Below are 12,256 nucleotides of genomic sequence, written 5' to 3' on the forward strand. Positions count from 1 at the left end.
AGGGCCATCCTCATCAGTCAGGCCATACTAATCGCTTGGCAACGGTCCCGGGAGTAACAAGATCGTCGGGAAACCGGGCAGCGGCGGGCTCATCCAGCGCCGCGCCCGCCCGCGCCCGAAGGACTGCACCCTGCCTTCATCGGCGACCGAATCCAGCGCCCGCTGCACGGTGCGCGGGCTGGTGCCGAGCGCAATCGCGAGCGCCGAGCTCGACCACGCCTCGCCATCGGCGAGAAAGGCGAGCACCGCCCCGTGCTGGCCTTCGACCAGCGGCGCCAGCACGGCGGTCTCTTCGGCACGCCGCGGCGAAAGCGCAAAGCCGCGTTTCGTTGCCGAAACTTCCGCCAGTCCCCGCAGTTCGGCGCGCAGCCGGCCGATCTCGACGCGCAGCCGGGCGCGATGCGATTCATCAGCATGTTTGCCGCGGAAGGCGCGCGCGATGAGCGTGCCGCGTGCCACATCCGTCGGCCAGGCTTCGGCAAGCGTCCGGGCGAGCGTGAAGAGCACGGGCCGCGTTGCCAGCGACACCGACAGCTGATCGTCGCGCACGACGTGGCGGCAGGCATCGACGACAAGCGTGCCCGAACCCAGCAGCTCTTCCACCTCCTCAAGCAACAGCGGGCTTTCCCGCCAGCGCGAGATCAGCCGCGCCACCGGCGCGCTGAGCACGTGGGCGGCATTTTCCACCTCCGCCGTCAATACCGGCATACCGGCCTCGCGTGCAGCCCGCCTCGCCCGGTCGAGAGCCTCGTGCGCCGCATTCGTCTGCAGGCGCCGGATCGCGATGCCCGCGACCACCAGCTCATGAGCGGCCCTCGCCGCCGGCGGCAGCGGCGTTGGATCGAGCGTTTCCAGCGCCCGCTCGGCCTCGTCGAGCCGGCCGATCAGCACCAGCCGGCGAAGCTCGACATTCCTGGCATGGGCGGCATTGACCCTGTCGCCATGCGCTTCGAGCACCTTGCGCGCCGCTTCCAGCGCCTTGGGCGGCCAGGTGAGATCGCGCGAGACGAGCGCGATCTCGGCCTCGGCGACCACGCAGCGGGCCCGGGCCATCGCCTCCCGCGGGCCGAAGGCACGCGCCGCACTCTTCAGCAGCGCCTTGGCGCGGACGAGATCGCCGAGCTGCGCCATCGCAATGCCGCGCAGCGCCAGCGCCGGCGCATCGTCGCGCAGCGCCACCCGCTTCAGCGCGCCAAGCGCATCGCCCGCTGCCAGCGCCTGCGCCGCCGCCGTGATCAGCGAGTCCATTCAAATCCCGTCACACTTGTCACTCCCACCGTTTCCCCACCTGGCCTTAGATTTGTCGTCGACCGGCAAGCAAGCCTGCGCCGGATGCTACGACGAGAGACAGGCAAAGGAGAAGACCCATGACGGAACAGCTGAACGCAACACGCCAGCAGTGGCTGGCAGCAAGGCTCGATCTGCTCGAGGAGGAGAAGGAACTGACCCGGCAGAGCGACGCGCTGGCGATGAAGCGCCAGCAATTGCCGCGAGTGAGGATCGACAAGCAATACCGCTTCGACACCGACGGCGGCAACGTCTCGCTGAAGGACCTCTTCGGTGGCCGCTCGCAGCTTCTCGTCTATCACTTCATGTTCGGGCCGGACTATACCGCGGGATGCCCGTCCTGCTCGTCGATCGCCGATGGCTTCAACGGCTTCTTCGTTCACCTGGAGAACCACGACGTCGCCTTTTGGGCGGTCTCCCGGGCGCCGTTGGCAAAGCTCGAAGCATTCAAGCGACGGATGGACTGGAGCTTTCCCTGGGCGTCGTCCTTCGGCAACGACTTCAACGGCGATTTCAGCGTCTGGTTCTCTGCCGAGCAGCAGCACCAGGGCGATGTAGACTATAATTATCGCCGCGAACCTCCCGCCCCCCAACCGCTCACCGCAAGGACTGTCCAGGAGCGGCAGCCCCGCGACAGCGAGGCGCCGATCACCCAGATCGCCGCCATGACCGGCACCGATGTCCCCACCTATACCCGCGACCGCCCGGGTGTCAGCGCCTTCGAGCTCATCGACGGTGCCGTCTACCACAGCTATTCCAGCTATGCGCGCGGGCTGGACGGGTTATGGGGCATGTATCAATGGCTCGACCGCGCCCCCAAGGGCCGCAACGAAACCGGCATCTGGTGGCGCCACCACGACCGGTACGGCAAGGAGTGACGCCGATGCTGTTCTCCGCCCACACTCCAAGCAGAGGCGACGGCAACGTCGCTCTCAACGCCGCCGAATGGCTCTCGCTGGCTGCCGCCGCGGATGGATCAGCTGGGAAACCGAGCGGTGGCATGGCTAGCCCAAGCAGCCGGATCACCGGCCGCGCCGCCGATTGGCTGTCGCTTGCAGCCGCTCCGACATTCGCGATCATGGCGGTGCTGACAGCCACGACCGGCAGCGCCGACATGATCTGCACGACAATGCCGGATGCCTTCCCGATCGGCGGAATGGTGCCGATGTACCTGCTGATGAGCGGCTTCCACTTGGCACCCTGGCTGCGGCTCGCCGCTGGCTGGCGGGGCACAAGCCCCCGATAACGCTCCACGACGCCACCGGTATCTCTTCTTCCCAGCGGGGAGAAGAGGGAGCAAGCCGCACTCCCACTCAGCCGCGTCCGGCTTTACCTCCTACCGGCGCGACCAAGTTCATGCCCTCACCTCGATAAAGTCGATCGGCCCGCCGGCAACATCGTCGTCGAAGACCGCACAGGAAAGCTTGCCGCCGAAGACGCAGCCGCTGTCGATGTTGGTGCGGTTTCCTGTCGTCACCGGGTTAGACAGCGACGGTGTATGGCCGTGGACCAGGTGCTTGCCCCAATAGTCGCTGGACTCACCGGGAGGGAACCGTAACCAGAGAAGATCGTGCTCGCTCTGCTGCTGCAGCGGAAATGCTGGATCGACGCCCGCATGGACGAAGATGCGATATCGATCAATGTGCATGAAGGGAAGATCGGCCGCCCATTGCAGATGCTGGGGCAGAACTCTGCCGCCATAGGACATTTCGGTTTCAAGTCCGCCGATGCCGATTCCGATCCAGACGTCTCTGCTGTCGCTATCGGCATAGGCAGCAACCATCAGGTCCTCATGATTGCCTTTCAGGCAGATCCATCGCCACGGGTCCGATGGACCGGCGATGATCCGGTCGAGGACGCTTTTGCTGTCAGGCCCGCGATCGACATAGTCGCCAAGGAAGACGACGGTCCCTTCAGACGCATAAGCCTCGACCCGATCGATCATCCTGTTCAGCGGATCGATACAGCCGTGGATATCACCTATGGCGAACGTGTAGCGCATGTTTCATTTTTAGCGCCTGTCGGGGGTCAGGTGAAGTCCGGATCGCCGCGGCAGATCTCAATACTGCCGACAGAAAATCCGACTCATTTCCCGGCACTTACGGCGATTGCCTCGCCTTTGGCTTGAGTTCGCATATTGATCGGCGCATCGGCCGCCGAGGATGCCGATCTGCGGATGGGTACGGCATTGCTAACCAGCCCTCTTCAACAACTGGCTGGCCAGCTCGATGCAATCAACCGGCCAATATAGTTCAGGCCTTGGATGCGCGACCTTTGGGTTTCCCTCGTGTGGTCGGCAGGAAAGTATCGATTCACGCCATCGGCTGGGAATTGCGCACTCCCCATGAATCGCACCGAGCAGAGCTCCAGCAATCGCTGCGTTCGTATCAGTATCACCACCATTTGAGACGGTGCTCACTACGCCGTCCTCCAAGGAATTCGAATGCAGCAATTGAAAAATGGCATTCTGAAACGCGATCAGGACCCAGCCTTGCTGATTCACGAAGTCCTTTGGCGGTTCCTTTTCGGCGGCGGCGATTGCATCACGAATGCTGTCATGGACACCAAGCTCATCGGACCATTTTCTGATCGTCTGATAAACATCTCGAGGCGTCGGGCCTTCGGCAATTGTGTACGATAGCGCGCGAGCAAAGAGATTGTTGATCTGCCGGCACACAAGGTTCGGATGTGTGATGATGGCGTCCTGTTCCGCCCAGAACCCGACCCGTTCGGTTGGAAACTGAGATCCAAAAATGCCGAGAGGTGACACGCGCATGAGCGCACCGTTGGCTTGGCTTTGATGATCAGGCTCGTAGCGAATTCCATTATATACCGTCCGGCCAATGTCGAAAGGCTTGGATGCCAGCCAGTCTTCATAGGCCCGTCGGGCAGCGTCTTGAATGTATGCTCCTTCCGCGACAATCGATCTGGCCAAAGCCAGCGCCATCTCGGAGTCATCAGTCGGTTGACCGGCAATGGTGTTCCATGCGCCGCCATCATGAATTTCGCGGACGCCACGGGGATATTTCTGGCGTATTTCTTGGGGCGTCTGAAACTCCACCAGCGAGCCAAGCGCATCTCCTGCCAGTTGACCGAGAATACAACCGATTGCACGGGACGTCGTTGTACTATCTATGATTTTCATGCAGCCTCTGGCGAGTAGTAAGCGCCTTGATGGGATCACCCTGTCATGCAAATGGCGCAACCCCGCTAAGCGACGATACAAATACGCTCAGGTTTCCGCTAGTCGTTACGATGTTCGAGCGACCGCCATCGGCACAAAATAAAAGCCCTCATCCGCCTGCCTGCACTTTCTCCGTTCCCTGCCCACCTCCCGCATGCCACGTCCCCTCGCCCCGTGTACTGGAAGAGGGTTGGGTCAAGGGCAGCGTCTTGCGCCTCCCGCTTCAAGTGGGCGCCTTCGCTAGATTTTCCGCCAGCGTGCTAACCGCCATCACCCCTCGGCAAAACTCCGCCGGATCGCTTCCCAGCTTTCGGCATCCGGCGCCAACAGCAGCCAGCCCTTGGTCATCGCCGGCCGATAGGCTTCGCCGGAGAGGAGCGCACTATAGCCGCTGGCTTCGAGGTGGATCAGGACGCCGGCGGCGTGGTCCCAGGGTTTGAGCTCGGCGTTCAGGGCAAAGCTCATCGCGCCCGTCGCCACCGCCCGGTATTCATAGGCCGAGCAGCGCCATGTGGTCGTGCGGGAAAAGCGCTGCACGCGCTCGGCCCCTTTCGGTTCCGATTGTCTTCCGGGCCGAAACTGTGCGATGACCGGTCGAACCCAGATACAACGGATCAAGGTGCGGCATCGGCATGAAGAAGATTGGTTTTCTCTCGTTCGGACACTGGACGCCCTCGCCTCAATCGCAGACGCGCTCGGCCGGCGATGCGCTGCTGCAGTCGATCGACCTTGCCGTCGCGGCCGAGGAGCTCGGGGCTGACGGGGCGTATTTCCGCGTGCACCACTTCGCCCGACAGCTGGCAGCACCCTTCCCGCTGCTATCAGCCGTCGGCGCGAGAACCAGCCGCATCGAGATCGGCACTGCCGTCATCGACATGCGCTACGAAAACCCGCTCTACATGGCCGAAGATGCCGGTGCGGCCGACCTCATCGCCGGCGGCCGTCTGCAGCTCGGCATCAGCCGCGGTTCGCCCGAACAGGTGATCGATGGCTGGCGCCATTTCGGCTATGCCCCGCCCGAAGGCCAGAGCGAGGCCGACATGGCCCGCCACCATGCCGAAGTCTTCCTCGAAGTGTTGCGCGGCGAAGGTTTTGCCAAGCCGAACCCGCGGCCAATGTTTCCGAACCCGCCTGGCCTGCTGCGCCTCGAGCCGCATTCCGAGGGCCTGCGTGAACGGATCTGGTGGGGCGCCAGCTCCAATGCCACCGCCGTCTGGGCAGCCAAGCTCGGTATGAACCTGCAGAGCTCGACGCTGAAGGACGACGAAACGGGCGAGCCCTTCCACGTCCAGCAGGCCGACCAGATCCGGGCATACCGCGAGGCCTGGAAAGAAGCCGGCCACACGCGCCAGCCTCGCGTCTCGGTCAGCCGCAGCATCTTCGCGCTCGTCGACGATCGCGACCGCGCCTATTTCGGCTACGGCAACGACGGTGAGGACAAGATCGGCTTCATCGACGAGAAGACCCGGGCGATCTTCGGTCGCAGCTATGCCGCCGAGCCCGATGCCCTGATCAGGCAGCTCGCCGAGGACGAGGCGATCGCCGAGGCCGACACGCTGCTGCTCACCGTCCCCAACCAGCTCGGCGTCGAATACAACGCCCATGTCATCGAAGCGATCCTGACCCATGTCGCGCCTGCGATGGGTTGGCGCTGACGCTCCGGCCACAGCTGCCGGGCTCTCAAACTCGCGGATACCTCGCGCGAAATTCGCGAGGACTGCAGCCTTCGCGTTCGTGAAAGACACGCGAAAAATAAAACGGATCATCCAGGCCGATCATGGCGGCCACCGTTTCGATCTTTTCGTCGGTGGTTGCCAATAGCTGTTTGGCATGGTCCATGCGCGCCCGAAGCTGAAATGCCTTGGGAGGCAATCCGGTTTCGAGCGTGAGCCGCCGGCGCAGCGTGGCCGGCGACATGCCGTGCTCGGCAGCAAAGGCTGCGAGGTCCAACGGTTGCATCGCCCGCCGCCGTAGCGTTTCCACGATGTCGGCCATGTCGCGCCTTTCCTGGCGTCGATCGGCCGCGCCGCTTGCCTGTCTGGCGGCTGATATGACGATATGATGCAGCATCAATGCCGCCGATGCCTGCCCGAGATTGGTATCGTCAAGCAGATCGGCATGAAGCTTGCCGAACAGCCGGACCACCTCATCGAGATGATGCAAAGCCACGACGGGATGTCGCTCGGAGATAATCCTCAGCCTCACGAAGTCCCGCATGAAAGATCCTTCGAAAAGCGCCCAGCGCTCGTCCCAGCCGCCTTCGTCGGGGCCATAGGAATGCACCCGGTTGGGAAACAGCCAAAACAGTGCAGGTCCGGTCAGGCCCAGCCGGCCGCTGGCGGCGGTTTCCAGCCAGCCCTGCCCGCGCTCTACCAGGACGACGGCGAAACTCGGGAGTTTCCGCTCAGTCACCGCGCGGCGGGCCTGCTGCCTGCCGCCGCCGGTGACAGCAAGTCCGCCGGCAGCGGCAAGCGGCGTTCTATAGATGGCTTCGGCGTTTCTCATGATGAGCGAAAAGTCCAGGTATGAATTTCCTCTATGTCGGTTGGCGTGCCAGATCAGGTAATTGATGACAAACCAACTGAAGCGACGGAGGAGTGAAATGTCAATTGCTGCGGAGGTCATGCAGGTCCGAAAGCCGGAATTTTCCCTTGCCGCCCATGGCAAGACCTTGCCTGCGGAGCGAACGGGCTGGCTCACGCCGACCGATCCCGCCATCGGCGTCGACGCCATCCGCCGCCGCTACCAGGACGATGGCTATGTCTGGCTGAAAGGCCTTCTGCCGAAGGCTGGCGTGATCGACTTCCGCCGCTGGGTCTTCGAACATCTCGCCGAAACCGGACTGGTCGAACCCGGCAGCGATTTTTCCCTTGGCATTGCGTCTGCCGGTGGCTTCGACAGGAGCCTGGCGGACCGGCGCCTGATGTCGCTCGTTCGCTCAGCCGCCTATGAAGGCTTTTGTGCGCAACCGCCACTCGCCCGCTTCATGGACGATTTCCTGCAGGGCATTTCCTATCTGCATAAGCGCAAGCTCATGCGTTTCATCCAGCCGGGATCGCCGACGGCCACGCCCGCCCACTATGATCTCGTCTATCTCCGCGGCGGCACCAGCCGCCTGGTGACGGCCTGGATTCCAATCGGCGACATCCCCACCGAGATGGGCGGCCTGGTTTACCTCGAAGGCTCGCACGCGTTGGGTGTCAAGATGGAAGCCGAGTTCCGGGCCACGAGTGGCGATCTTTCTCCGGAAGAGCGGATCAGCGCCTATAACAGTCACATGGCGGAAGGCGGCTGGGTCTCGAAGGATCTCCCGGATATGGCGAAGCGCTTCGACACCCGCTGGCTCGCGGCCGATTATGAGGCGGGTGACGTGGTGCTCCACTCGCCCTACATGATCCACGCCTCGACCATCAATCAGGACCGCAGCCGGCGGCTGCGCCTTTCCACCGACATAAGATATCAGAATGTCGACGACGAGATCGACGTCCGATGGAACAACCACTGGAGCCTCGGCGACATGCTGTAGCCCGGCTTTCCAGTGCCCATCTTTGACCTGCTATCCGGTTGATTGGCGAAGGGACGTCTACATAGAATCGAAGCGTGGGGACCTTACTGCCGCGATGGGCGTTGATGGTCCGGGCCTTGAACGATCCCATGACTGCCCGACTTATTGATGTAGCCGAACCGCTCGAGTTGCCTCATGCCGCGTACGAACCTGAACGATATCCTGATCTTCATGGCCGTCGTCGATGCGGGGAGCTTTATCGCCGGCGGCCAGGCTATGGGCTTGTCCCGTTCGGCGGCTGGCAAGGCAGTCATCCGACTGGAAGACCGGCTCGGCGCGCGTCTGCTCAACCGCACGACGAGGACGCTGAGCCTGACCGACGAAGGCCGGATGTTCTACGAGCGCGGGCTGCAGATCCTTGAATCGGTCGACGAGGCGGAGGCGAGCGTGGCAGGGCAGAACAGCACGCCGCGAGGCGTTCTCAGGCTCACGGTTCCCGATGCCTTCGGGCGGCTCGTCATGCTGCCCCTGCTTAAAAAATATCTTCGGGCCTGGCCCGACATCCAGGTCGAAGTGAGCTTCACCGATCGCCCGGCCGACATCGTCGAGGACGGCTTCGATCTGGCAATCCGGATCGGCGCGACGGCGACGGACACCGGCCTGATCGCGCGGCCGGTCGCCAGATACAAGGCGCGGCTCTGCGCCTCGCCGTCTTACCTCGCAGAGCGCGGGGAGCCGGGCGATATCGACGATATCACGGCCCACGACTGCCTGATCTTTGCCAGCCGCAATCAAAGGCAGGGCTGGCGCTTTCGCGGGGAAGGCGGTCCCTGGGTCAAAGCGCAAGGGCGCAGCCGTCTGAGGCTCGACAGCGCAGAGGCGATCCGCGACGCCGCCCTGGCGGGACTGGGGATTGCCCTCCTTCCCGATTTTCTCGTCGCCGATGATCTCGTCGCCGGGCGCCTCCGGCAGGTCCTGCCCGGCCTCGAAACTGACGACGCAAAGATCGTCGCTCTCTATCCCGACAAGCGCCTGCTGGAACCGCGTGTCCGCCATTTCATCGATCTGATGGTCGAGGAGCTTGGGCACCTGGGCCAGGCACGCAACCGCGACGCTAGCTCTGGGTGATAGGCTTGTCGAAGCCGCGGAAGCTCTTCAGCGCCAGGGGAAAGAGCGTTGCGGCGAGATAGGTGAGCCCAGTGAGCGAGAGCGCCGCGGCAAGGCCGATCATGCTGATCAGTGCGCCGCCGACGAGGCCGCCGAAGGGGATGAGCGCGAAGCAGAGGGCGGCGTTCATCGCGGTGACGCGGCCGGTCAGCGGCTTGGGGATGCGCTCGAAGATCACCGCCGACAGGATCGGATTGAGGAAGCCCGAGGCAAATCCCGCGATTGTCAGGGTGAGGAAGATGAGGGAGAGCGGCGCATCCAGGGCAATAACGAGAAAGCGCGGAAATCCGGTCAGCAGGAAGGCCGCGGTATAAACCATCAGGCGCGGTATCCGCTCGCCGATCGCAGCGGCAATCGCAGCACCCGCGATCGAGGCGCCGGTGAAGGCCGAAAACATCGCCCCCAACAATTCTGGGCCATGGCCTGAGCTCTGGGTCCAGACGGGCAGCAGCACCGCGTGATAGGCCTGGTCCAGCAGGTTGGTGGTCGCCACCATGATGACAATGCTGACGAGCACCGCGTCGCCGCGCAGAAAGCGCCAGCCTTCCCTGAGATCGCCGAGATAGGACGACATCCCGCCCGGCCGGGCCTCGGGCGCGTCGCGTAGCTCAGACATACTCCTGAGCCGGGGGATGCCCACTCCAACGATCAGCGCCGCGGCAGCGAAGGTAGTGGCATTGACGACGAGCGCCTGGCCCGGGCCGATCAAGCCGATCAGCGCTCCGGCACCCGCAGCACCCGCCGTTGAGGCCAGCCGCTCGATGGCGCCGACGACGCCGGTCACCCGTTCGAGCGGCATGGCCGCCAGCGCGGCGATATCAGGAACCATCGCCTGCTTGGCGGCATCGGAAGGGCCGCGCAGCATGCCCATGGCAAAGACAACAGGCAGCAGCAGCGGCATACCAAGCAGGCCGAACCAGTCGAGCATCGGCACCAGCATCACCACGGCCACCGAAGCGATGTCGCAGACGACAGCGATGCGCTTCGGGCCGACGCGGTCGATCAGCGGCCCACTGAGCGCCTTGGCGGCGACATAGGGCAGCATCTCCATCATCGCCGTCAGCCCGGTTAAAACGGGGCTGCCCGTCGTGCTCAGCACCAGCCAGGGAATAGCGATGGTCGACAGCCGCGTGCCGGAAAGCGAAAGCGTCTCGGCCGCGGCAAGCGCCAGGAATGGCCCACCCTTCTTCATGACCCATCATCCCCCTCGCGATGCGGGAGCCGGCCCGGATAGGGAAAGGCGTGCAGCATGATCGAGAAAGGAACCATATCCGGGGGTGCCCGCTCTCCCAAAGGCGGAGCCACCCGCATCGCTTCGAGAATGATATCGGTCAGCCGCCTGGTCAGGGCTTCGGCCTGTTCCGCCGTCATCGGGATGATGATGTCGCTGGCTGTACTCGCCTTGCGCCATTCCGCCGGCAGCTCGGCATATTCCTCCAGCGCCTGTTGCATATGGCCGACCTGCAGAGAGAGTATCGCCTGGTTGAAGGCGAGATCGAGATCCAGCCCTTCGCCCTCAACCTCGCTTGCCGGCACCGAGGTGAGCTCGTGCCTGGCGCGCCACCAGCGGTCGCGCCGCGAAGCATGCGGCGCTTCCTCGATGAATCCGTACTGGGCGAGCTGACGCAGGTGATAGCTGGTCGCGCCGCTATTCAGCCCGAGCCGCGCCGCAAGCTGCGTCGCGGTGGCGGGGCCATCGAGCCTGAGCATGCCGAGCATGCGCAGCCGGACAGGATGCGTCAGCGCCTTCAGCGCGGTTGGATCGGGCACGACACGGCTGAGGGTGCGGGGTGCGGTGACGGATTGAGCAGGCTGCGGGCGCGGATTTTTCATGCCGGAAGCCTACTATTGCAAAGATATCTTTGCAAAGCTTTCTTTGCATAAATGCAACTGCCCTGTCCGCAGCTCAATCCTCAGGCAGGGTGAAGACCGCGCAAGGGTCGGCGATGCCACGCAAGGTGTGCTCTCCGAGCGGCATCAGTGCCGTCGCCGTATTCGCCGCAACCGCGCCCGAGATCAGCACGCTTCGGCCGAGCGGCTTACACAGCCCTTCCAGCCGGCTGACCAGATTGACGGCGGGGCCGATGGCCGTAAAGTCCAACCGGTCGGCAGCACCAATATTGCCCCACAGGATCTCGCCAAAATGCAATGCTGCGCCGAAGGGCAGCAGCGCCAGCCCCTGCGCCTGGCGCACCTGATCGAGATGGGCCATGCCGGCGCGGCTGGCGGCGACCGCGCGCAGTGCTGCCTCGCAGGCCTCGCAATCCCCTCGAGCGGCGTCGCCCTCGCTCGACGTAGCCGTGACCGGAAAGATCGCCAGCACGCCGTCGCCGATGAACTTCAGCACCTCGCCCCCGAAGGCATGCACGGCGCCGGCGACGCGGTCGAACCAGGCATCCAGTGCGGTGATCATCACGTGAGGCTCGGTCACTTCGGAGAGCGCGGTGAAGTCGCGCAGATCGGCGCAGAGAAGGGCTGCGCGGATGGTCTCGCCGGTGCCGCGGGCAAGGGCGCCGGCCTGCACCCGGGCGGCGCTGCGGCGGCCGAGATAGGCTTCAAGCAGCGCGGCCTTCGCCTCCCGCGCCGCCAAGGCGGCGAGCGGCGCTCCAGCAAAACGCGCGACCTCGTGCAGCAGGCCAGCCTCAGCCGGGCCGAATGCACCGGCCCCCGCCCCATTGGCGATACCCGCCCAGCCGAGCACCGGTCTGTCAGATATCTGATTGTCCTGTACAGGCCCGATCCTATCCTCCCATACCGGTCCCAACCCGGCCAGCCACTCGCGCCCGGCCTCACTCTGCGGAGCCGCGGCGAAGGCCAACGCCTCGATGACAGCACCGGTCTCGGCCCGCCACAGCCAGGTGCGCCGCGCGATGATCGGATGCGGCACCGAAAGCGTCAGCGCGCCACCGGAAAGCGGCAGGCCATCGGCCAGCAGCCGGCGCCCGAGTTCGGCCAGAAACCGTTCGGGACCAGGCGAGGCGCCGGCCTCGTCAATCAGCCAGGCAAGGGGGGACGGCAGATCCATGGCTTAACATCGCACGCTCACCGGGGCGGCCGCAAGGACATCCCCGGAGTGACCGCTTGCGGTCATCCCCGGGTTCGAAAAAGGACGT

At 64.2% G+C, this 12,256-nt stretch carries 13 protein-coding genes; 5 read left to right on the top strand and 8 right to left on the bottom strand.

Annotation, left to right across the window (positions count from 1 at the left end; all coding sequences use genetic code 11):
- Window positions 1-27: 27 nt before the first annotated feature.
- Window positions 28-1,248, bottom strand: a complete 1,221-nt coding sequence (locus tag AB8B31_RS13490; protein WP_130652695.1) for a helix-turn-helix domain-containing protein — start codon at window positions 1,246-1,248, stop codon at window positions 28-30.
- A 119-nt stretch (window positions 1,249-1,367) separates the two neighbouring features.
- On the opposite strand from AB8B31_RS13490, the gene AB8B31_RS13495 reads away from it, so the two are divergent.
- Entirely contained in the window at window positions 1,368-2,165 is a 798-nt protein-coding gene (locus AB8B31_RS13495; protein ID WP_130652696.1) for a DUF899 domain-containing protein, read from the top strand.
- A gap of 5 nt (window positions 2,166-2,170) precedes the next feature.
- On the top strand, window positions 2,171-2,533 hold the full coding sequence (locus AB8B31_RS13500) for a hypothetical protein (protein ID WP_130652697.1): 363 nt from the start codon (window positions 2,171-2,173) through the stop codon (window positions 2,531-2,533).
- Between the two features lie 108 nt (window positions 2,534-2,641).
- Here AB8B31_RS13500 and AB8B31_RS13505 read toward each other — a convergent pair whose 3' ends face one another.
- The 3 genes from AB8B31_RS13505 to AB8B31_RS13515 form a co-directional block, all read right to left on the bottom strand.
- Window positions 2,642-3,289 carry a metallophosphoesterase family protein gene (locus AB8B31_RS13505; RefSeq protein ID WP_112903946.1) on the bottom strand — a complete coding sequence of 216 codons (648 nt, stop codon included), beginning with the start codon at window positions 3,287-3,289 and terminating at the stop codon, window positions 2,642-2,644.
- A gap of 189 nt (window positions 3,290-3,478) precedes the next feature.
- The gene (locus tag AB8B31_RS13510) at window positions 3,479-4,432 is read right to left on the bottom strand and encodes an ADP-ribosylglycohydrolase family protein (protein WP_130652698.1); all 954 of its coding nucleotides are present in this window, start codon (window positions 4,430-4,432) and stop codon (window positions 3,479-3,481) included.
- A 309-nt stretch (window positions 4,433-4,741) separates the two neighbouring features.
- Complete coding sequence (locus AB8B31_RS13515) at window positions 4,742-5,059, bottom strand: inositol monophosphatase family protein (protein ID WP_376775522.1); 318 nt, start codon at window positions 5,057-5,059, stop codon at window positions 4,742-4,744.
- A gap of 44 nt (window positions 5,060-5,103) precedes the next feature.
- On the opposite strand from AB8B31_RS13515, the gene AB8B31_RS13520 reads away from it, so the two are divergent.
- Window positions 5,104-6,126 carry an LLM class flavin-dependent oxidoreductase gene (locus AB8B31_RS13520; RefSeq protein ID WP_130652699.1) on the top strand — a complete coding sequence of 341 codons (1,023 nt, stop codon included), beginning with the start codon at window positions 5,104-5,106 and terminating at the stop codon, window positions 6,124-6,126.
- Between the two features lie 25 nt (window positions 6,127-6,151).
- On the opposite strand, the gene AB8B31_RS13525 is transcribed toward AB8B31_RS13520, so the two are convergent.
- Complete coding sequence (locus AB8B31_RS13525; RefSeq protein WP_130652700.1) at window positions 6,152-6,976, bottom strand: helix-turn-helix transcriptional regulator; 825 nt, start codon at window positions 6,974-6,976, stop codon at window positions 6,152-6,154.
- Window positions 6,977-7,073: 97 nt separating this feature from the next.
- Here AB8B31_RS13525 and AB8B31_RS13530 point away from each other — a divergent pair, with 97 nt between their 5' ends.
- Window positions 7,074-7,997: a phytanoyl-CoA dioxygenase family protein gene (locus AB8B31_RS13530; protein ID WP_130652701.1), complete on the top strand. Its 924-nt coding sequence runs from the start codon at window positions 7,074-7,076 to the stop codon at window positions 7,995-7,997.
- A 174-nt stretch (window positions 7,998-8,171) separates the two neighbouring features.
- Window positions 8,172-9,104: a LysR family transcriptional regulator gene (locus tag AB8B31_RS13535; RefSeq protein ID WP_130652702.1), complete on the top strand. Its 933-nt coding sequence runs from the start codon at window positions 8,172-8,174 to the stop codon at window positions 9,102-9,104.
- Here AB8B31_RS13535 and AB8B31_RS13540 read toward each other — a convergent pair.
- From AB8B31_RS13540 to AB8B31_RS13550, 3 genes are all read right to left on the bottom strand, one after another.
- Entirely contained in the window at window positions 9,091-10,335 is a 1,245-nt protein-coding gene (locus AB8B31_RS13540) for an MFS transporter (protein WP_131703011.1), read from the bottom strand. The two genes, AB8B31_RS13535 and AB8B31_RS13540, sit on opposite strands and share 14 nt — an antisense overlap.
- Entirely contained in the window at window positions 10,332-10,976 is a 645-nt protein-coding gene (locus tag AB8B31_RS13545; RefSeq protein ID WP_130652704.1) for a winged helix-turn-helix domain-containing protein, read from the bottom strand. The genes AB8B31_RS13540 and AB8B31_RS13545 overlap by 4 nt, the downstream gene beginning before the upstream one ends.
- A gap of 73 nt (window positions 10,977-11,049) precedes the next feature.
- Complete coding sequence (locus tag AB8B31_RS13550) at window positions 11,050-12,168, bottom strand: adenylate/guanylate cyclase domain-containing protein (RefSeq protein WP_130652705.1); 1,119 nt, start codon at window positions 12,166-12,168, stop codon at window positions 11,050-11,052.
- Window positions 12,169-12,256 lie beyond the last annotated feature (88 nt).

This window comes from Rhizobium sp. 62_C5_N11_2 (genome assembly GCF_051811185.1).
In the GTDB taxonomy this organism is placed as follows: Bacteria; Pseudomonadota; Alphaproteobacteria; order Rhizobiales; family Rhizobiaceae; genus Rhizobium; species Rhizobium leguminosarum.